Origin of the sequence: Mucilaginibacter oryzae, assembly GCF_003148845.1 — a bacterium.
Taxonomy (GTDB): domain Bacteria; phylum Bacteroidota; class Bacteroidia; order Sphingobacteriales; family Sphingobacteriaceae; genus Mucilaginibacter; species Mucilaginibacter oryzae.
Window position 1 is genome coordinate 584969 of the sequence record NZ_QGHA01000003.1, and the last position, 21448, is coordinate 606416.

The 21448-nt window shown below is 44.9% G+C and carries 13 protein-coding genes; 1 reads left to right on the forward strand and 12 read right to left on the reverse strand.

The genetic code is table 11. The annotated features are described in order from the left end of the window. Positions 1 to 23 precede the first annotated feature (23 nt). Together LX99_RS11520 and LX99_RS11525 are read right to left on the reverse strand one after the other, a co-directional pair. Positions 24 to 3347, reverse strand: a complete 3324-nt coding sequence (locus LX99_RS11520) for a TonB-dependent receptor (RefSeq protein WP_170122676.1) — start codon at positions 3345 to 3347, stop codon at positions 24 to 26. A 255-nt stretch (positions 3348 to 3602) separates the two neighbouring features. Continuing rightward, the gene (locus tag LX99_RS11525) at positions 3603 to 4763 is read right to left on the reverse strand and encodes a FecR family protein (protein ID WP_109608011.1); all 1161 of its coding nucleotides are present in this window, start codon (positions 4761 to 4763) and stop codon (positions 3603 to 3605) included. A 460-nt stretch (positions 4764 to 5223) separates the two neighbouring features. Here LX99_RS11525 and LX99_RS11530 point away from each other — a divergent pair, with 460 nt between their 5' ends. Further along, positions 5224 to 6579, forward strand: a complete 1356-nt coding sequence (locus LX99_RS11530) for an FKBP-type peptidyl-prolyl cis-trans isomerase (RefSeq protein WP_170122677.1) — start codon at positions 5224 to 5226, stop codon at positions 6577 to 6579. A 90-nt stretch (positions 6580 to 6669) separates the two neighbouring features. Here LX99_RS11530 and LX99_RS11535 read toward each other — a convergent pair whose 3' ends face one another. From LX99_RS11535 to LX99_RS11580, 10 genes are all read right to left on the reverse strand, one after another. Continuing rightward, complete coding sequence (locus LX99_RS11535; protein WP_109608013.1) at positions 6670 to 7251, reverse strand: RNA polymerase sigma-70 factor; 582 nt, start codon at positions 7249 to 7251, stop codon at positions 6670 to 6672. 271 nt (positions 7252 to 7522) lie between these two features. Further along, entirely contained in the window at positions 7523 to 8146 is a 624-nt protein-coding gene (locus tag LX99_RS11540; RefSeq protein ID WP_109608080.1) for an alpha/beta hydrolase, read from the reverse strand. Positions 8147 to 8157: 11 nt separating this feature from the next. After that, positions 8158 to 9093: a ring-cleaving dioxygenase gene (locus LX99_RS11545; RefSeq protein WP_109608014.1), complete on the reverse strand. Its 936-nt coding sequence runs from the start codon at positions 9091 to 9093 to the stop codon at positions 8158 to 8160. A 341-nt stretch (positions 9094 to 9434) separates the two neighbouring features. Next, positions 9435 to 9737 carry a GIY-YIG nuclease family protein gene (locus LX99_RS11550; protein ID WP_109608015.1) on the reverse strand — a complete coding sequence of 101 codons (303 nt, stop codon included), beginning with the start codon at positions 9735 to 9737 and terminating at the stop codon, positions 9435 to 9437. Positions 9738 to 10019: 282 nt separating this feature from the next. Further along, entirely contained in the window at positions 10020 to 10808 is a 789-nt protein-coding gene (locus tag LX99_RS11555; RefSeq protein WP_109608016.1) for an FHA domain-containing protein, read from the reverse strand. Positions 10809 to 10830: 22 nt separating this feature from the next. Beyond that, positions 10831 to 14907 (reverse strand): FtsW/RodA/SpoVE family cell cycle protein, encoded by a 4077-nt coding sequence (locus LX99_RS11560; RefSeq protein ID WP_109608017.1) that lies wholly within the window; start codon positions 14905 to 14907, stop codon positions 10831 to 10833. Positions 14908 to 14910: 3 nt separating this feature from the next. Continuing rightward, positions 14911 to 16344: a PP2C family protein-serine/threonine phosphatase gene (locus tag LX99_RS11565; RefSeq protein WP_109608018.1), complete on the reverse strand. Its 1434-nt coding sequence runs from the start codon at positions 16342 to 16344 to the stop codon at positions 14911 to 14913. A gap of 90 nt (positions 16345 to 16434) precedes the next feature. Beyond that, positions 16435 to 17400 (reverse strand): hypothetical protein, encoded by a 966-nt coding sequence (locus LX99_RS11570; RefSeq protein ID WP_109608019.1) that lies wholly within the window; start codon positions 17398 to 17400, stop codon positions 16435 to 16437. A gap of 18 nt (positions 17401 to 17418) precedes the next feature. Continuing rightward, complete coding sequence (locus LX99_RS11575) at positions 17419 to 18843, reverse strand: serine/threonine protein kinase (protein WP_109608020.1); 1425 nt, start codon at positions 18841 to 18843, stop codon at positions 17419 to 17421. Between the two features lie 254 nt (positions 18844 to 19097). Continuing rightward, complete coding sequence (locus LX99_RS11580; protein WP_170122678.1) at positions 19098 to 21350, reverse strand: glycoside hydrolase family 20 protein; 2253 nt, start codon at positions 21348 to 21350, stop codon at positions 19098 to 19100. Positions 21351 to 21448: the final 98 nt, after the last annotated feature.

Below are 21448 nucleotides of genomic sequence, written 5' to 3' on the forward strand. Positions count from 1 at the left end.
ATAATTAACCATACCTATTACAATTAAAATGTAACGTTGCAACCCAGTGTATAAATTGCCGATACCGGGTAACCGGTAAAGTTTACATTTGGGGATAATGACCGGTTACCGTCCTGCCCCTCAATACCAACTTCCGGGTTACCACCTTTGTAGCCGGTTATCAATATGGCGTTTTGCGCGCTGAAATACACCCTGAAGTTTTTGCTGAATTTGGTTTTGAAGTTGTAACCGAGGTCGATGTTTTTCACGGCCAGGTACGAGTTACTCTCAACCCAGTATGATGGATAATAATCGCGGGCGAGGTTAGTATTTGATACAGTAGTGGGAAGTAAACCGGCACCCGGTTGTTTTTCTGAACGCCAGCGTTGTATCACGCTCTGCTCTACATTGAATACCCCATCCAAATTGGTAGTAAATTGCTTATACATATTAAACACATGCCCTCCTACAGAGCCGGCAGATATGATATTCATATCGAAACCTCTGTACGTAAAATGATTATTGAAGCCGAAAGTAAATTTAGGCCATGGGTTACCTATTGGAACCTGGTCGGCGCCGTCAATTACGCCGTCTCCATTGATATCTTTATAGCGGATATTACCAACCTGCTCGCCGTCAAAGTGCGGGTATTTGTCCAATTCGGCCTGGTTTTGAAAAATACCTTCAAACACATAGCCAAAGAACTGGCCAAGTGGCAATCCCGCCTTGGTGATGTTGGTTGGATTATCATTAATAGGCGCATCGTAAATATGATCTGTAGAACCGAGGCTTAATACCATATTACGGTTGAACGAAAGATTAAAATCTGTATTCCAGTAAAAGCCTTTTCCAACAATATTCTTTGTGGTAACTGTAAACTCCCAGCCACGGTTTCGCACATTTCCCACGTTTGATAAAGCGCCGGTATAACCAGATGATGCCGGAATTGAGATGTATTGAAGCATATCCTGCGTATAGCGGTTATAATACTCAGCAATGATATAAATACGACCTTTAAATAATGAGAGATCCATGCCAATATCCAATTGCCTGGTTGTTTCCCATCCTAATTGGGTGTTTCCCGGATCACTTGGAGCTGCGCCTGGTACAAGTACGCCCCCAAACGTGTAATTGAAAGGATCAACCGGAGCAAGATGTTGATAGTTGCCTACGCTGTTATTACCCGCGTGTCCATAACTACCTGTAAATTTCAGCTGATCGATAAAGCCGGTTTTAGGAAAAAAAGACTCATCCGAAATACGCCAACCACCCGATATTGAAGGAAATGTACCCCATTGATGCCCCGGAGCAAACCTTGAAGATCCGTCGTGGCGAATTGAGGCCCCCAGGAGATATTTATCTTTATACGCATAATTTACTCTTGCAATTAACGATTGCAGCCTCCAGGCCTGATCATCAGCATTAGCAGTAATTAATGTGGCATGATTGAGCGATTGAATTACATCATCAGGAAAGCCTGTTCCATAAGCAAACCTGTAATGCGAGTTTTCCTGTTGTATCGAATAATCGCCTAAAACAGTTAAAGTATGGTTATCCCATGTTTTTTTATAAGTGACAGAGTTTTCATTAAGCCAGTTTAAAGAATTTGACGAGCTGAAATTACCTTGCGCTTTAACACGTTGGCCGGTACCATCATCAGGCGCGTTAAAACCGCCCAGGAATGATGGCCTGAAATAATCACCATTACTGTTCTGATAATCAACTCCAAAGGTTGATTTGATATCAAGGCCTTTAATAGGTTGCCAGGTGATATAGGTATTGGCCAGCGTACGGAAATTCTTGTACATATTGGTTGTGTTAACCAGGGCACTCACCGGGTTATTGTTTTGAAATGTACCAGGCGAACCAATTACATGCGTATATGAACCATCGGGCTGTTTTACCGGCACAAGGGGGCTTTCCAAATAGGCCTGACTTAACGTAGCAGTAAGAAAATGACCGTCTGTTTGTTGCAGGTTGCGCAAACTGTAAGTTGGCGCAATGCTTAAACCAACTGTAAGGTTTTTAGCGATATCGGCATCCATATTTCCTTTAATTGAATAACGGCGGAAACCTGTATTCAAAACCGTTCCCCTTTGATCGAAAAAACCCATCGAAAATAACGACCTTATTTTTTCAGTACCGTTAGAAACGGTAACATCATAATTTTGCATAGGCGCGTTGCGGGTTACCGCATCAAACCAATTGGTACCAACTCCATATTTAGAGGGATCTTGATATTCGATGGGAATAGGAGTATTAGTTCCGTTTACTGCGTTAGCATCTTCAATAGCTTCCTTTCGCCACTGGGCAAACTGAGTTGCGGTCATCATTTTAAGCTTACTTTTAGGCAAGATGGTTTGAATACCCGTAGACGTATTTACAGAAACGCTTGATTCTCCTTTTTTAGCGCGTTTGGTTGTGATCAAAATAACGCCGTTTGACCCGCGCGAACCGTAAATAGCTGTAGAGGCCGCATCCTTCAATACGCTGATATTCTCTATATCATCGGGATTGATTGTACTTAAAGGGTTGGAATACTGATCGAATCCCGGCGAGATCGGAAAACCGTCGATAACATATAAAGGATCATCACCGGCACCAACAGAACCGGCACCACGAATATTTACAGAAACGCCGCCGCCAGGTGTGCCGGTAACCTGGTTAACAGTAACACCCGCCAGCTGACCGGCCAACTTCAGATCAACGCTCGCGGCTTTGATCTCTTTGATGTTGCTCATTTTAACTGAGCCTACGGCGCCGGTAACATCTTTACGTTCCTGGTTTCCGTAGCCTACCACCACAACTTCCTTAAGTTCCTTATTATCTTCGTTTAAAACTACGTTGATAGTGGTTCGCTTATTTACAGGTTCTTCTTTGGTTTGAAAGCCGATAAAAGTGAATACAAGCGTGGCGTTATCTTCGGCGCTTATGGTAAATTTGCCGTCTACCCCGGTAATTGCGCCAACGTTGGTGCCTTTTACTTTAACGTTAACGCCCGGCAGCGGCTGGTTTTTATCGTCAACAACGGTACCTGTTATGGTTATCGGAGCTACCTTCTCCGTTTCGGCAACATCCTTTTTGTTGACTATGATATTTTTGTTTTCGATAACGTAGGTTAAAGGTTCATCTTTAAAACATTGCTTTAAGGCGTCGTCTAAAGAGGCATTGGTAAGTTGTAAAGAAACCGACTTTATTTTCGCGATATCTTTATACCTGTAAAAAAAATAGTAACCGCTTTGCTTTTCAATGGCTTTGAAAGCCTTGTCGATACTGATCGACTTCGCGTTCAGGGTGATAGATTGTGAAAAACTTTTAGCGCTTAACTGCAAACAACCGATAGTAATTAATAAGACCGTTAATCTCATGGTCAAAAATAGCTTTGAATAGGCACCTGGAGCACAAAATACTTTACCAGTAAAGTTTAAATGCATAACTTCGTAATGTTTGGGTTAAAAATTGAGTTAACGAAATACGACAAGCTTGATCCACAACATTATGCCGGAAGCGTTGCAGCGCTTCCGGCTTTTTTCAGACAAGGGATTTAGGTTGGAACTTCTTGGAGGGCTTTTAGTTAGTGTTTCTTCATAAGTTTGGCAGGGTTTAAATTCAGTTACGGTATTTTAAGGTGTAACAATTATTTTTTTGTTCTCTATCCTAAAACGCACATGGCTTAACTCCAGAATGTGCAACACCTGCGACAGCTTTACATCGCGCCTGATCTTACCAACAAACTCATCGTCAGGTATTTTACCTTCGTATACTACTTCGGTATCATACCACCTCGAAAGCTCTCTCATAATATCTTGTATGTTTGACCGGTTAAAGTTGAACAAGCCATTTTTCCAGGCCAGTTCCTCGTCCGTATCAACATCAATTACTTTAATGCCGTTATTATTAATAATGCCCTGCTGCCCCGGTTTGAGCAAATTGCTCACATCACCGCGGGTTAGTTTAACAGCGCCTTCAAGCAGGGTTGTTTTTATTCCGTTCTCATCGTTATAGGCCGATACATTAAAATGCGTGCCCAATACCCTAACCTGCGCGTCTTTCGCCTTTACAATAAAAGGCTTAGCTTTATCACGCGCTACCTCAAAGTAGCCCTCACCGGTTAATTCAACATCGCGCTCGTTACCCGAAAAGGCAGTAGGGAATTTAAGCGATGACGCGGCGTTCAAAAAAACCATGGTACCATCAGGTAAAACCACATGAAACTGCCCCCCTCTCGGTGTACTGATGGTGTTGTACGCAAGGGCTCCTGCCGGGGCGTGGTCTTTATCCGCGTCGGTGTAAACTACCTGCCCATCGCCTGTTTTATTGATACTGATATCGCCGTTTTGGTTAAGCAAGCCTATTTTGGCCGAATCCAGCAGCACTTTTTGCCCGTTGGCCAGTGTTAAAACCGCCCGGTTATCTCCCGGATCAACATCATGCTTAACCACCGGCTTGTTTTGAGCAACCAGAACCGGGTGTTGATGTTTGCCAACCCAATGATAAACAGCCGTGCCCATTACCGCGAAAGCTATAACAGCGGCTGCCGCGTTCCGGAAACGGTGCAGGCTTACAATTTTAGGACGGGCGGCAAATTCCGGTTGTACGATAGCCTGCCGGATTGTGGCCAGCATTTTATCTTCCAGTTCCTGCTTTACGCCTAATACTTTTTCATCCCATTCGGCATCGCCCTGAAAACTTTCAAAAAAAACAGATAGCTGTTCCTTCTCGGCAGCTGTGGCCTGCCCGGAGAGGTATTTATCTATCAATTCTAAAAATTCGTGTTTTTGCACAATGCCGATTTTAATAGGGAGAGTAAAAAACAGGGGGTATCCCCTACGCGGAAATGAAAAAAATTATTATTTTTATTTGAGTTCAATCGAGCTTCATCAATTAGATTGTTTAAAACGCCTTTATAGCTTACACAACTTGTAACAACCTTATTTTATTTAAACTATAAATTCATCACCATGCTTTGCACAACAATCATATAAACACAATTTTCTAATTAAAACCTTATCGCAGCTGATGGTATGGCATGCGTTTAAATTATACCTGTATCGTTATTAAACCAACCGATTATACGTCAAAAAAATGAACACACAGTTATCTTCCTTCTGCTCTCTTGTGTTATTCACGTTACTTAGTTCTTTTCTCTCTGCCCAAACGCGCAGGGCCGGCAATGCAACTCAACCTCATACAGATGTGTATGTTGCAGGTGGCTGTCAAAATAACGCAGGTGATTTTACTGCGATGTATTACAAAAACGGACAACCTGGCATACCGCTAATAAACGGCGAAAGAGGGTCGGCCACTTCCATTGTGGTGGTGGGAAGCGACGTTTATATAGCAGGCGACCTTGATGGGCAAGCGGCATATTGGAAAAACGGGCAGGTGGTACCGCTATCGGGCACAGCCATTGCACCGTGTAGTGCTTATTCTATAGCTGTATCAGGTGATGACGTATATGTAGCGGGGCAGGGATTTAAGCCTTTTTACGACAGAAACGGAAACAAAGGCCGAAATGTATTACAACCAAGATATTGGAAAAATGGACAGGAAATATTGCTTCCACAGCCACCGGGCCCCAATGGATATGAGGGAGAGGCAACCGTAGATTTAATTACCGTTGTTGGCCAAGACGTTTATATAATTGGCAGGAATGCTTATATGCCGGTTTACTGGAAAAACGGGCGCCTGGTAGACAATATCAGCGCCGATTTAAATAGGGTTTCGGCGATCACTACCATCAACGGACAGGTATATGCCGTAGGTTCACGTAATAAGCAGGCGGCTTATTGGAAAAACGGCCAGACTATTGTACTTACTACAGAAGAAAGCCTGGCAACCGCGATAGCGGTATCGGGCAACGATGTGTACGTGGCAGGGGTTGTAGGCGACTATACTGCAAACCTGTACCCGGGATACGGCAATCCGGGCCTTGGAAGATATTGGAAGAATGGGAAGCCCGTTGAACTAACAGGTGATCTTGAGCGGGTTTATCCAACAGCGATTGCGGTAGCCGGCGACGATGTTTATATAGTGGGTATCAATCAGGCAAACGCAGCTTACGTGATATTAAAAAATGGACAACGAATAAACATAAGTAACGGAAGTTGCTATTTGGATGCCTGGGGTATTGCAACGGTCAACACCAAAAGCATTACTAATAATTCGTATCCTAAAAAAATCACCCCAAAGCAAGCGCCTGATATAGTACCCGATAAAAAAGACCCGGAGGCACGCTTTTTAGCCGAAAATTTAAAAAAACCTGGTGTACAGGTTACGCCCAGTGGTTTGCAATACGAAATAATAAAAACCGGATCAGGTGAAAAACCATCGATAAACGACAGGGTGACGGTAAATTACCAGGGAACATTGATTAATGGCGAGGTTTTTGTCACTACGGAAGGACGGGGCGATCCGATAACACTTCCGCTTAAAAGCGCAATTCCCGGTTTTTCGGAGGGGATCAGGCTAATGAACGTGGGCAGCAAATACAAGTTATTTGTACCGCCAAACCTTGGTTTTGGAAAAACAGTTTCCGGAAATATCAAGCCAGGATCTGTCTTGATCTATGAAATTGAATTATTATCAATTGCAAGATAGAGCGATTAACCGCCGTTTAAAATCTTAATGACAAAAATTAAATTACCGGGATGAGTAATGCCGTTAAAACCAGAGACGGGCGTATGATTTTTATTTATCCAGCAAAAACATTAATGCTTCCATAATAAAAGCGGCACCTAAAGAACCGCGCAATTCGCGCAAAGCCTTGGTTAAATGATTTTCGACCGTTTTGGTGGAGATATTGAGCTGCATTGCTATTTGCTTATGGCTGAGGCATTCTTCGCGGCTAAGCTTGTAAACTTCCCTGCATTTTTCGGGGAGGGTATCAATAACCCGGTTAATCTGCAAAAGAAGTTCTTTATGTTCAATGCTTCCGTAGGCGGTTGGTGTATGCAGCCGCTCTATCAGATCGTCAAAAATTTCACTCCTTACCGAACCTGTTTTTATTTGCCTGTAAACCCCGTAACGCACCGAAGCATACAGGTAGGCTTTAAGCGATACATTAATCACAACCTCTGCACGGCAATCCCAAAGTTTAATAAATAACTCCTGGATAATGTCTTCGCAAGCCTGTTTGTCTTTTAAAATATTATATGCGGCGCTGAAAAGCGAAGCCCAGTACCGTTTATAAATAATGGTAAGTGCCGCCTCGTCATCAGCTTTTAGCAAGCCGATGAGTTGCACATCACTCATCAATAATTTATCCGGCATAGTTTATAATTAAGTCAAAAAAAGCCATGCTAAAATTACTTAAATATTAATTTATTATCTCTAAAAAGTACAAATGACTTTACTTATTGGTTATAAACCATTTATCGCTAATTAACGCAGCTTTGCTATTTGCAAAAAAAACTTCCTGATACGGGCTTAAAATGATTCGGGGTTGTAAAAAATATTTCCTTTCCTCCGGTTTTGTTCGCATAAAAAAGGGCGACCTTTACGGGCCGCCCTCCACTCTTAAAACACTCAACGCTGAAAACAATTATCTTTTTAAAATAGCATTGGCTACTTCCAGCTCTTCGCCGGTTATGGTATGCGGACGGCCTTTGTATATTTTTAAGGTAACATCTGCATTCAGTATTTTTAAAACATCAACGCTTTCATTAACCCTGCTTACGGGAACATGCGGGTCAGGATCGCCGGTGGTGATCAATACCGGGGTGTTATCAAAATTGCCCTGGTAGTTTTCGTTTACCAGTTTTTCGCCTATCAGCCCCCCGGTAAAGGCGATTATTCCACCGTACTTACCCGCGTTGCGCGTGGTATACTCCAACGTTAAACATGCCCCCTGCGAAAAGCCCAGGAAATAGATGTTTTCCTGCGCTATGCCTTGCTGTTTCAGATCGTCAACCGTATCACTGATAACCTCAAGTGCCGAATCAAGCGCCGGTTGGTTATTTTCAACTGGAGCCATAAAGCTGTATGGATACCAGCTATGTTCAGTAGCTTGCGGGCCAACTATGGCAAAATCCTGCAAATCCAGATGATCTTTTAATGAGATAATACCAGATGCCGAAGCGCCGCGGCCATGCAGCATAATGATCGCCTTTTTGGCTTGTTCGGCGGGAATACCCGCCGAAACAACCTGTTTAGTGTGCCTGTACATAATTAACATCCTTATACTAATGATGGCAATGTTTTTTCCAATTCACCGCGCAGGTGTTCATGCTGCGCAGGTAATTTTAATCCGGTGCCTAACAATTCTACCGGTTCGTCAACCGCAAAGCCAGGATTATCTGTAGCTATCTCGAACAATACGCCACCTGGTTCGCGGAAGTATAAGGAGTAGAAATAGTTCCTGTCTATTTTATCGGTGATGTGCAAACCAAGCCTGGCAATTTTATCACGGTATTCCATCAGCACTTTTTCGTTTGGAACCCGGAAGGCTACGTGGTGAACCGAGCCGCCAGCCACATGACCGGCCACTTCGCCCGGAACTTCAACCAGGTCAACTATCGCTGCATTTTCAACTGCATCGGTTATAAACCTGTAACGGTTAACATGTTGTTCCAACAAGCGGTAGCCTAAAACATCAGTAAGTATTTTGGCTGTAGCCTCAATTTTGTTTGATGTAATGGTAATGCTGTGGAAGCCTTTGGTTGCGTTAGCCGCGGTTACTTCGGCAGTTTCCCAGGGTGTACGGTTATCGGCAGTTTTGGGCACTATCAGCTCAAATTTCAAGCCATCAGGGTCGAGGAAGGTAAGGTACCGCTCGCCAAATTTCTCGGCCGGTTTATTATAGATCACATTGTTATCTTCAAACCTTTTCAACCAGAAATCAAGGCTCCCTTCGGGTACCGAATAACCAATTTCTGTTACCTGCCTTGCGCCGCGCCTGCCCGCTGCGATGCCCTCCCATGGGAAAAAAGTAAGGATGGTGCCGGGTGTACCGTTGCCATCGCCGTAATATAAGTGGTAGGTACCGGGATCATCAAAGTTTACGGTTTTTTTAACCAGCCTTAAACCCAGCACACGGGTATAAAAATCATAATTTTTTTTGGCGTTACCAGCAATTGCTGTAATGTGGTGAATGCCGTTTATTGTGTTTTCCATTGTCTTCGTTGTTTTTAAAATTTGTAATAACTGCTTTGTTATTATGATTCAAAATTACAACGGATTTTACAGGCAACACTTGATGTAGGATAAGAAAAACGGGGAGTTTTTTTTCCTTTACCAAATTGGCATTTCGATAGAACGGAGGGGGAAAGAGCGAGGGGGCGAAAGAGAAATCTTGTACGCCGCGCAAATAAACCTTGCTAAGCTTTATAACCCCGTGCAACTCCCAATTTGTCATTTCGATAGAGCAGAGGGGGCAGGGGTGCCGGGGCGAAAGAGAAATCTTATACTCCCTGCAAAGCCGCTATGCTAAGTGATAGCATACAATAATTGGTCTGCTAATTAATCACGCTATCATTCAAAAAAGTCCAGGTTGGATTGGTCGACGCTATCAAGGCTTCTTTCTTTTCCCTTCGCCACTTTTTAATTTCCTTTTCTCTTGCGATAGCATGTTCAATGTGGGTGAAGTGTTCGTAGTAAACTAAATGATAACAATAATATTTGCCGGTAAAGGATTTTTGGGTGCCTTTATTTTCATGATGCTGTGAGACACGTACGGCTATATCATTAGTAACGCCAATGTATAATACCGTTCTGTTGGAATTGGTTGTGATATAGACGTAATAGTTGTGATTCCACATGGATTTAAAAGTAGGATAAAATGTTATTTCTACCGCAAAGAGTAATCAACAGTTTTATGACCATATTAGTTTGATTAGCATAGTTGATTTGCAGGGCGTACAAGATTTCTCTTTCGCCCGGGCACTATTGCCCCCTCCGCTCTATCGAAATGACAAGTTGGAGAATAAAGGGAATGCGGAACGCTTTGCATAGTTTATTTGCGTGGCGCACAAGATTTCTCTTTCGCCCCTTCAATCTTGCCCTCCCCCTCCGCTCTATCGAAATGACAAACGGGGTTAACTTTATTTTTGTGCACTAAACAAAAACACCGCCGATTCTCCCAATATCACCTGGTCACCTTCGTTTAGCGGGTGCCCTATCTGGGTAGAATTAAGCTTGATCACTTTACCATCGGCGGCTATATGAATTTTGGTTTTGTTACGCGGAGGAACCCCGCCGTCATCTGCGAAGATCATAAATCGCTCACTCTCCATATCAAACTCAATATGGGCGTGCTGCCTGCTGATGTATTTATTACTTTCATGTTTGCTATCGCCAGGAAATACCAGCTGGTTTAACCTGAATGAGCCGTTTTCAGTCAGGGATTTTTTATCCCTGCCGATATTCAGCTTCGGATCGGTGGCTTTGATCAGGTATTCCTCCTGCTCCGCTTCGCCGTTCAGGATGCGGATATAGGCCACAAAAGCCGCCGAGTTATGGGCCACCTGCTTTCGGGTATTCATAACAAAGGCCACATCCAGCTCATCAGCCCTTCGGGCATCGGCTGGAAGGCGATCGGTAAATTCAACATCAAGCGTCCAGTCGGCAGGCAGGTTAATGGCAAAATCATCGGCTATGCGCTGGATCTCGTTTTTGAACAGCTGTTTATCATGCACATAAACAGCACCCTCGTACATGCTTAAATCTTCGGTATGGCTATCAATAAAAAGCTTCAGTTCCTTGATATGTCCGCCTTCACCACCTTCAATTTTCTGCAACGATTCTTTAATAAACCGCAGTATCGCCTCGCGGAGACTTTTCACATCATGAGGCCGGTTATCGTCACTTTTTCTGAATAAATTAAATACCATAAAAATCCTTTCTGTTTAAACACTATTCATCAACGGTGGTTTCGGGTCTCATGCTTTTTATATAACCCTTTTTCAATAACAATGGTATTACATGATTGGCTGCCAGATGCACCGCGTCCGACGATCCCCGTGTAGATTCGATCCGGATACAAACCACCATGTTGCCTTTCCCTTTCGCTTCGGGTGCAAAGAAAACATACCAGCCATCGTTTACGCTCACGTTATGCACAATGCGCTCGGGTGTGCCGGTTTTACCTGCTACTTTTATACCCAGTATCGGCTCTTTAGGCGCACTCTGTTCTATCATGTACTGCGTTAATAAGCCGGCATAGCGCGGATCTTCGGCCAGCTTAATGCCATGCTGAACGGCCACAGCCGAATCAGCTATTTTTAAGGCAAACCTGTTTGGCAGCAAAACACCACCGTTAGCTACGCCCGATACCAGCCGGGCTACCGACGCCGGGGTGGCTATCAATTCACCCTGCCCCCAGGCCATCCCCGAAATACCTTTGGCCCTGGTTTTATGGATGTTGTTAGGATCGTACCTTGGGCGGGTATCGAACTCGGTTTTTCGCCACAACGTGCGCCACTTTTCCTCCTGGGCATCGTTGAGGGCAGGTTTATTGTAATAGTAACCGCCAACACCATGCAAAAACATGCCGGTTTTCATATAAAGCGTAGCCATATATTCCTGCAAATGCTCCTGGTTGGCAAGTTTGATAAAGTACACGTTGTTCGATTTGGCTATGGCGCGCTCCATGGTAATCATGCCGGTTTCGTCGGGTTCGATGCCTTTAGTACGGATGCGTTCCTCGGTACTTACATGGTACTGGATCTCCGAGGCAGCCATCCCCAATTTATTAAATGCCGACATAGCCGTGAGCACTTTGGCCGTAGAACCCGGCTGGCTGGCATAAGTAAAACCAAGATCAGTGGTGGTTAGCCAGGTGGCCAGTTTATTCTGATCAGCCAGGGGCATGGTCAATTGGTCCCAGTTATGGATGGGCGGCAGGGGGTATTGGGCAGATGTAAGCACATCACCCGTATTGGCTTCCATAATTACCACCGATACCCGGTTATCCAGCAAAGAGGTATCCGAAGCCATTGATTGCTGGATGCCTGTTTGCAGGTCGGCATCCATGGTTAGTTTTACATCGCGGTTTTTGTTTTTAAAGGCTGCTACTTCCGGGCCGTTAATATCACTGATCAGCAGACCGGCTAACGCGCTGTAATCTTTTTTGGCAACGGTCATCTCCTTCATCCCGCGGGATAAAAACCTGTCTTCCTGGTAGCGGGATGCTTTTACGTTGTAACTGGTAACAGGCATGTGGAAGCCCCGCAGTTCGGCGGCGTGTTCATATTCGGCAAAGTAGCCGTTGGTGCTTCCGTTAAATACGCCGGTATTCTGGTCGCCCGTCCAGAAAAACATTTGCTCTTCGTATGGATAAAACCTTTCCAGCCTTTTGTGCATGGCCGAATCGAGATTGTAATGCTGCATGCCGGATTCAGCCAATTTCCTCTTTTGTTTTTCGATGAGTTCGGGCTTACTTGTGGCCAAAATTAAACCGTTACGGTCATAAATGGTACCGGCCTGTAACCTGTTCATCAAAATGGCTATGCGGGGGTTATAGCTAAACATGCGCAAACCGCTTTTATCAGCAACCAAAGCAGGTTTTACTACCCATTGTTTATTGTTTGATGTATAGCGCGATACATTAACAACCAGCAAAACCACACCCGTAAGCGCGGCGGCTAAAGCCGGTACCAGGTTTTTATCCTGCTGTTTGGTGATGTAATCCATCTGCACGGCCGTACCCCTTACCCTCGATACAGATAACAGGAAACCCGCAGCCAGCAGGTTAATTACCAGGGATGAACCGCCATAGCTTTCAAAAGGTAATGATACGCCCGATAAGGGTAAAGCGCCGATAGAACCGCCTGCTATCAGCAAAAACTGAATAAAAGTACACACGCCTATTCCTGCACTAAGGTAAAATAACAGGGGCGCACCCGTTTGCCTGCCTATAATAATGGCGCGGTGCAGGTACATCAAAAACAGGATGAATACAGCGGCCATGCCTGCCCAGCCAAACTCTTCGCCTATGGATGGCAGGATCATATCAGTGTGGGCCTCGGGGATGGTTTTGGCAAAGCCCTGCCCTACGCCCTGCCCGGTTACACCACCACTGGCCATGGCCCAAAGACCGTTGGCTACCTGATCGCCACCGTAAACCTCATTATTCCAGGCGTCCTGCCAGATAGCCTTGCGTTCAACCAATCGCTCAACCGGGCCGGGAATGATCTTATCTAAACCGGGAATCTTATCAATGGTAAGAAAGGCCGTGATCACAACCAAAGCCATTACAGCAGACTCGCTCAGGCTCCTCCGCCTGAAAAACACTACACCGCCCAGCAAAAAGAAGGTGATACCCGCGCTGATCCATACGTTATTAAAAAACCAGGTGGCCAGTACAAACAGTACCACAAAGCCGGCCATATACAAAAAGTCGCCCCGCGAAAAGGAGAACAGGATAATAAAAGTAAAACAGATCACCATTGCCGGCCCTAAATCGCCCAGAATTAAAAACAGCAGCAGCGTGATCATGGTAGCGATAAGCGCGAAAGAAAAAAACGACCAGCGCTTGCTCCAGCTGGAGTACTGGCTGATAAAGCGCTCGTTGGCAGCGAAAAAACCCGCAAGAAAAATAACAATGAGGTATTTAACGATCTCGCTCGGCTGAAAGCCCAGCAGGTTTACCTTAACACCGCTACCCTCAGGCCCCGACCCAAATAAAATGGTGCTGAACAGGATTCCCATAGCTGCGATGGCCCATGGCCAGCCATTGGCCGCGCTCCGGCTCCATTTAAAGATGAACAGGCGGTAAAAACCCGAGTCGGGGTTAAGTTTACGAAGATTGAACAGTTGAACAATGCACATGCCGAGCACCCCTATTCCTAAATAAATCAGCGTATCCTTAGCTAAAAACCTGTCGCGCAAGGGGTCCTGCAAACTCAGTAATGTTAAAAATGAGATCCCGGTGAGCATCATCACCAACGGCAATATCAACTGATCGGCCTCGGGATAACGGGCGCTGAGCAACAGGTGCAGCAGGATAAAACCTAAAAAGAAACTGGCGGCTATAATCCAGTACCATTCGTTAAACTCATGCTGGTAGCGCACAATAAAAGCTCCCTCCTTTTTCAGGATATTAAAATCGCGTGTTGAAAGCAACTTGATTCTATGCGGTGCCTGCGAAAATTTAAAAGTTACATCCTTTTCCAGGTCATCAACACCCTGCGACCTGCCAAACTCAAAGCCCGGCTGCATGGGCAGCACCGAAAAAGCCCTGCCTGCAGGTAACTGGGCAAATACAAACCGGCCCTCCGCATCGGTTCGGGCAAAAGCGGTTAGAGCCTGCAGTACTTTTTTATGCTGATCATTTGTTACATACAGCTTTTTGTAAGCCGCGCCTTTTTCTGAATATGATGATCTGGCGCCGGTTTCTTCATCGCTGAAAATACTGTCGCGCGGCAAGATCATGGTAAGTTTTACCAATACGCCGGGAACGGGTTCACCTTTGTGTTCAATGGATCCTTTAAGGCTGTATTCGCCCAAACCAAGGTCGGTTTGCGCTCCTAAAGACGGAGGGTTTTTCAACTCCTGCTCAAAACGTACGGAATCATCGCCGGTATAGCCGAGCAAGGCACGTGAGGTAAGTACGCGCTTTTTGAAAGTTTCGCCGCCTTTAATAAAAGCTTCATCGGCATTTACATAATACTTGCGTTTATTCAGTTCGCCGGTGTTATCCACCACATCACCGGCAGATTTACGTTCGGCTATTACCGATTCAATGTAATCGATATCTTTCCGATCATCAAAGTAATAACCTTTTTGCAGCAACGCCTTCACATTTTGAGCCGTGTTGGGCGCGTTAAGGTTAACCACGGTGCCATCCTTAAGCCGTTTGTCAACATCGGTAAATTTAAGCTGCTGTACGCCGTATAGCCTTACAAACAAAACAGCGAGTACAATGCCTGTAAGCAGCAGGAAAACGCGTTCCAGCCTTCGTCCCGGCGATTTAGTTTTTTCCTGCGCCATTTATCAGTGGGTATTTTTTAAGGGAACGGAATCGGCTTTGAACATACTGCCTAATGACCGGCCCGAAATATATTTCATATTAGGCAACAGGTAGCCGGTTAGCACGGGGATGGCGCAGTTGTTAAAACGTACATTTTTAAGCACCAGGGCGTCGTTACGGGTTGCAACACCCACCCTGAAGCCATCAAACGCTACGCTATCCAGAACCACATATTTACATTTGGCTGAAAGCACTATGGCAGGACCCTTATAGGTTGAATCTTTTCTGAAAAGGATCTCACCTTTAGCTTTGATGTAGATGCTATCCTTGTTGATGTGCAGCGTATCTGTCAACAAAATGGGTTGTTTAAAATCGGCAGCGGTTATTACCAGCGTGTTGCCTTTGAGGTTATTGATAGTATCCTGCAATTTTAACTCCTGCGCGTTTTTAATGGGCTTTGCTGAAATTGTATCCGGCGTTTTGGGCATACTATTCAGCTCGTTGTTCTTTTTATACTGCCAGATAAAGCCGCCTAAAAAAACAAAACACAGGATGCTCAGTATGGCAACCGTACCACCGTTGCTTTTGGTTTTCACCGCCGCTACCTGCTCCTGTTCTTCTTTGGTAACCGGTTTCGCGGTCACCTCCTGCTGTTCAACCGGCTTTACCATTGCAGCGGCGGGTTTTGTTGCGCCGTGCTGCCTGCGCTCCTTATCATTATGCACCAGCACTACGGTAACGTTATCCTTGCCACCGCGATTATTGGCTGCCTCAATAAGTTTTTTGCCTTTGGCATCCAGATCTTCGCCGGTGATCAGGATATCTGTTATTTTATTTTTATCAACCAGGTCGGTTAAGCCGTCGCTGCATACCAGCAAAATATCGCCGGGTAAAAAAGGCGAACTGCCTGTTTCCACAAATTCGGGATCATGATCAATCTCGCGGGTAAAACCCAGCGCCTTGTTAATTTCATTACGCTTTGGGTGGTCCATCGCGGCTTCTTCCGTAAGCCTTCCCGAATCTTCTAAAAAGCCTACAAACGAATGATCTTTCGAAATTTTAATCAACGAATAATCACGAAGCAGGTACAAACGGGTGTCACCAACGTGGGCATAGTAAAATTTATTGTTAAGTACATCGGCAACTGCCAGCGTAAGCACACAGGCCATGCTGCCCAGTTCCTTGTTTTGCTCCTTTTCATCATAAATACGCTGGTTGGCAAGCTTAAACGTATTTACCAGCAGGGGCACAATGTCGCCGGCTATGTATTGCAGCTGCTCTAAAATGGCAGCGCGCGCAATCTCGGCGGCAATTTCGCCACCTGCGTAGCCACCAACCCCATCAATCACACAAGCGATAATAAAATTACCATCGCCCGATTTCTCGGCAATAAAAACATCCTCGTTATTTTGTCTTTGCTTACCGGTATCTGTTATTCCGAAAAAGTTATTTGCCATGATTTTTGCTGGAATTTTTTATGTCGATAAAATGGGCTATGAGTAACAGCACGCATATGGCCAACAGCCCTACTGATAATATTTGCGACATTATGGTTCGGGTTTGAAAATATTAATACCTACAATTCCGTTAAGCAGGATGCGCGAGTTAAAGGGCAGTTCCACCCAAACAGGGGCGTTAACATCGCTCGGGGCAACTTCCTGCTCGTTAATAAGGGTGCGTTCACCAAAGGAGGCCATGTAAAATTTACCGTCGGCTTTGTTTAGCCTGATGCGTAAATGCGGCGTATTCACCCATTCAGACGGCACTTTAAATACCGCCTGCTCATCCCTTTCTTCGTCCTGGCCTGATACCACAATATCATCGTCTTTAACCAGGTACTCCACCTTGCGGCCAACAAACTGCTTATCGGGCATAATGGTTTCCAGGCGGGCCAGTACTTTGTTACCGGCTTTGGATGCCTCGCGCTCGTTATAATGCAGATCATTAGCGTAGGGCAATTCATAATAGCCCTCGCTGTAATACGTAAACCCCTTCAGCACATCATTGCTGATATCTAAGGTTTGGGCTACGCCGGTTTGCCGCGGAATAAAAGTAACCCTGAGGTTTTCCTCTTTTTTGGCAGTACTGCCCGGCAATAGCTTACCTATAAAACCTTTGTCGCCGCGTTTATAATCGGGGTGCGATACCAGCCTGAAAACCCATTTTGAGCTTGAGGGTTCAACCTTTTTGCCTACTTCCTGGTATTCGCGCAACAGTTCATAAAACTTTTTTACTGATTCATTTACGATAATGCCCAACAGGCCCGAGCGGTTATTTACAAATTCCTGGTAATCATCTTCATTGAAACTGATGATAAACTCATGATAAAAGACAATCCTGTCGGCAAATGAAAGCTGTTTGATCGATTCTTTGAATTTTTCGATGATGTACAGGTACACATCATCGGGCGTAAGGGCTTTTACCTTTTCGGCCTCTTTATTAAGAGGTTTGCCGTTGGGTAAAAACCAATCCTGCAGGCCGATGCGTTGCCAGAATGTTGATTTAGGTTCCATATATTATTTACCAAATCATTAAAAATTTAAGTTTGACGTATCCGCCTTGTTCACGCTGTCGCGGTAAAATTGCGGGTTGTCATGCCGTTGTTTAGCCCTTTGGATATTTCTCAAAATCGAGTCAGCCGTCGAATCAACTTCAGGAGGAATAGTTTGCTCTTCTTCCGGCAGCTTATTTTCGATAGGTTTCTGCTGAGGCGTGTCGCTTTGTACAGGGGAACTGATCCGTGCGCTATCCGGCTTCTTTTTTGATGGTTTAAATAACCTGTTTACCACACCATGATAAATGCGCCCGCCAAATTTATCCATCACCACTGCCGAAAATACGGTAAAGCCGCAAAGCAATATCATAAACATAATGAATACCGTTTTCGACATCCTTACCGACTTTGGATCATCCGGAGCGGCAACAATGGTTGGTGCAGGTTGTTTTGCTTCATTTTCCTGATAATATAAAACCAGGCCCTGCAGGCGTTCATTCTCTTTCAATAACACATCGGTATTCCAGGCTTCATCCGGACGGCTCGTATTAAGCGCGCCTATGCTGCCCTGCACCAAAGCTTCCTGTAGTTCAATACCGCTGGCAAACCGGTTGCTGACATCCTTTTGCAGGCATTTGTTTACAATTTGCAGCAGCCAGGCGGGCACCATCATTTCCATTTCCTTCTTCTCGTCGGTCCAGCTTTGGGGCAGGTTTTTGCGCCGTAACTCCATCACATCAGGCACTTCCAGTTCCATATGGGCCAGCATTACGGCAGTTCGGGCGGTTTCACCATTATCCTTTAACGGAAAAGGCACCCGGCCGGCAATCAGTTCGTACAGGATGATGCCATAGCTGTACACATCGGTCTGAAAATACATCAGCCCCTCATTTTGCTCTGGCGCCATAAACTCGATAGCACCTGCATGGCGGATGCTGGTACGGCGCTGATCATCAGACATCGCGGAAAGACCGAAATCCAGCAAAACATAATTACCGGTATGTACATTAAATTTTACATTATTGCTTTTAATATCGCCATGCTTAACCGATACCTTGTGGCAATGCGATAACGCGTTGGCCAGCTGGTCGGCCAGTTTAATAATCTCTTTGATAGTAAAAACGGGCTCGTGCGGTGGTTTCAGCAGGTCTTCCAGGTCGGGCCCGTCAATAAATTCCATCTCAATAAACGGGAACGAACCGCTTTCGGTAATGCCCGAATTGAGGATCTTAACTACATTAGGGTTAGGTTCTTCATTTACCTTTTTAAGTTTTTCAACCTCGTTCTGAAAATTGCGGAAGTTTTTATCGTCGGTACTTTCGGTGTGTATGGGGGTAGGCAGGAGTTTTACCGCGGTAATAATCGGGCCATAACGGCGACCTTTATAAACGGAGCCCTGGCCTCCCGTTCGTAAAGCCCCCATGTTTTCCAAACCTTCGGTAATAGTAAATACTTTGCTCATTATTTATACTTGGGGAATCAGTATTGGTAACAAATATTAAAACTTTTTACTCAACATAACGCATGCATTAGTGTTTGGTATAAAAATATAAAAAAAATGTACAGATGTGCGGATTTCAGATGTGCAGATAGATGAGCGCTGATTGGCAAATTTTATGCAGACAGATATAAATGCGTCAATGCCTTTAGAGCAATTTTATCATCTTAAAACATTATCAGGCCATCTGCACATCCACTCATCTGCACATTTGCACATCAATTCACCATTATCTCATCCACCATCAGCCAGGCCTTTGCCCCGGCAATGTATTCGCCCGGCGGGATAATGCCTTTATTGGTTCCTTTCACCCTTACGTAGCGGGCTTGCTGGGTTTTGATATTGGCCCTTACTTCGTTAATGCCATTGTCCGGAAAATCAGTTTGGCGGTAAACTTCGGTATAGCTATTTCCATCTGTAGATACTTCGAACGTTAGCAACGTTGGCTCCCACATTTTTTGCCAGTGGTATTTCAGGATGTTGATGCCTAAGCGCGATACGCTTTGAACGCTGCCCAGATCAACAACGGCATCCAGGTCATCGCCGCTGAAACCGTACCATTGGCCATCGTTATACAGTTTACTGCCAAAAACACCATTTACCAGGCCGAAGGTATTGCCCGGGTTATAACCGCCCTGCGGTTGGTTTTTAAGCGTTACCTTTTTACCTATGGCTTTGTGAAAAGTAAACGATTTTTCATAAGTACGGCCAACCTGTTTGCCATTTAACAAAACAATACCCTTAACAAGTCCGGAATGCGGTTGTATGGTAACTGAATTAGATTTGCTGGTTGTGTAAGCTTTATCACCCTCCTGCCGGTAAGCTATTTTAGCGCCGGGCAGCGTTGTTTTAAGGGTTAAAGCTACCTGGTGGTTTGCTGTTTCTGTTACCGAGTCAGTTATCTCGTCAAAAACATCGGCAGCATTTACATTAAGCTTTTTTAATAAGGGCTGCTGATATCTTAACCGCTTTAAAAAATCCACGTAGTTTTTATTTGATTTCGAACTCCAGGCAACTTCGGCCAAAGCCAACATCCGTGGGAACAGTTGCCGCTCGGCCTGTTCCGGGCTGGCCATGTATTCGCTCCAGGCATTGGCCTGTACGCCTTTAATATATTTCGCTTCTTCGCCGTTTAGCTCGTTGGTTATCGGTTCGTAGTTGTACACTTTGCTTAAAGGGGTATAGCCACCGCCGGCCAATGGCTCTTCGGGATAAAGGGATTGGTAATAATCGAGATAAACATACTTTTCGGGCGTCATGATGGCTTCGTGGTGCTGTTTGGCCGCAGCTATGCCGCCTTCTTCGCCTGTCCAGCTCATTACGGTTGCGCCGGGGGTTAAGCCGCCTTCCAGTATCTCGTCCCAGCCGATGATCTGCCTGCCTTTGCTGTTGAGGTATTTTTCCATCCGGCCTATGAAATAGCTTTGCAGTTCTTTTTCATCTTTCAGATGCTCGTCCTGAATACGCTTTTGGCATTTGGGGCAGGCTTTCCATTTGGTTTTGGGGCACTCGTCTCCGCCTATGTGGATGTATTTGGATGGGAACAGCGGCAGCACTTCGTCCATTACATTTTGTAAAAAGGTAAATGTTTCATCGTTACCGGCGCAATATACATCATCAAAAATACCCCAGAAGGTAGCGGTTGCGTACGGGCCACCGGTACAACCCAATTGCGGATAAGCCGCCAAAGCTGCCAGCGCATGACCCGGCATTTCAATTTCGGGTATTACGGTGATATGCCTTTGCGTGGCATATTTTACAATATCCTTTACCTCATCCTGGGTGTAATATCCTCCGTAACGTTTACCGTTAAAACGGTGTGGACTATCTTTTTTGTGGCCGATAATGGTTTCATCCCTATAAGCCGAAATACTCTGCAACAACGGGTATTTTTTGATTTCGATACGCCAGCCCTGATCGTCGGTTAAATGCCAGTGGAAGGTATTGATTTTATACAATGCCAGCAGGTCGATCCATTTTTTGACGGCGGCAGGTTCAAAGAAATGGCGGCTTACATCGAGGTGCATGCCGCGATAGGCGAAGCGGGGGTGATCGGAGATCTCGCAATATGGAACTTCTGCTTTTCCATCTTTAACTCTAAGTAATTGTGTTAACGATTGGAGGCCGTAGAAAATACCTGCTTCATCATGCGCTTTAATCATAATGTATTTGTCAGAAACAGATAACTTATACCCTTCCGGCTCGATGACATTATTAGAATCGAGCACCAGCCACATATCAGCTATCATTTTCGACGATTTTCTTACGGACAGATCGTTTCCGGTTAGGGCGTGAAAATATTGCCTGAAGAATATCAAATTATCTTCACTTATGCTTTTACCGAAACGACCAATGGCGTTATCAAAAAACACGAAACTTTTTTTACCGAAGGTTGCTTTTACGGGCCGCGGTATTATACCTTGCGTTGCGGTTTGCGCTTTGCTTTGAATAGCAAAAACAAAACAAGGCAAAACAAGAACAGTAGTTTTTATGAATCTGATTGGGAGTCGGAAATAGTTGATCATCAAAAGTAAATGTAAAACCGAATATAGCTTTTTTGATGATGGCG

Excerpts from the sequence above, each read along its gene's own strand:
- LX99_RS11535 (WP_109608013.1), bottom strand. The coding sequence starts at position 7,251 with ATGCCGGATAAATTATTGATGAGTGATGTGCAACTCATCGGCTTGCTA.
- LX99_RS11545 (WP_109608014.1), bottom strand. The coding sequence starts at position 9,093 with ATGGAAAACACAATAAACGGCATTCACCACATTACAGCAATTGCTGGT.
- LX99_RS11520 (WP_170122676.1), bottom strand. The coding sequence starts at position 3,347 with ATGAGATTAACGGTCTTATTAATTACTATCGGTTGTTTGCAGTTAAGC.
- LX99_RS11570 (WP_109608019.1), bottom strand. The coding sequence starts at position 17,400 with ATGGAACCTAAATCAACATTCTGGCAACGCATCGGCCTGCAGGATTGG.
- LX99_RS11540 (WP_109608080.1), bottom strand. The coding sequence starts at position 8,146 with ATGTACAGGCACACTAAACAGGTTGTTTCGGCGGGTATTCCCGCCGAA.
- LX99_RS11555 (WP_109608016.1), bottom strand. The coding sequence starts at position 10,808 with ATGGTATTTAATTTATTCAGAAAAAGTGACGATAACCGGCCTCATGAT.
- LX99_RS11550 (WP_109608015.1), bottom strand. The coding sequence starts at position 9,737 with ATGTGGAATCACAACTATTACGTCTATATCACAACCAATTCCAACAGA.
- LX99_RS11575 (WP_109608020.1), bottom strand. The coding sequence starts at position 18,843 with ATGAGCAAAGTATTTACTATTACCGAAGGTTTGGAAAACATGGGGGCT.
- LX99_RS11560 (WP_109608017.1), bottom strand. The coding sequence starts at position 14,907 with ATGGCGCAGGAAAAAACTAAATCGCCGGGACGAAGGCTGGAACGCGTT.
- LX99_RS11530 (WP_170122677.1), top strand. The coding sequence starts at position 5,224 with ATGTATTACAAAAACGGACAACCTGGCATACCGCTAATAAACGGCGAA.
- LX99_RS11565 (WP_109608018.1), bottom strand. The coding sequence starts at position 16,344 with ATGGCAAATAACTTTTTCGGAATAACAGATACCGGTAAGCAAAGACAA.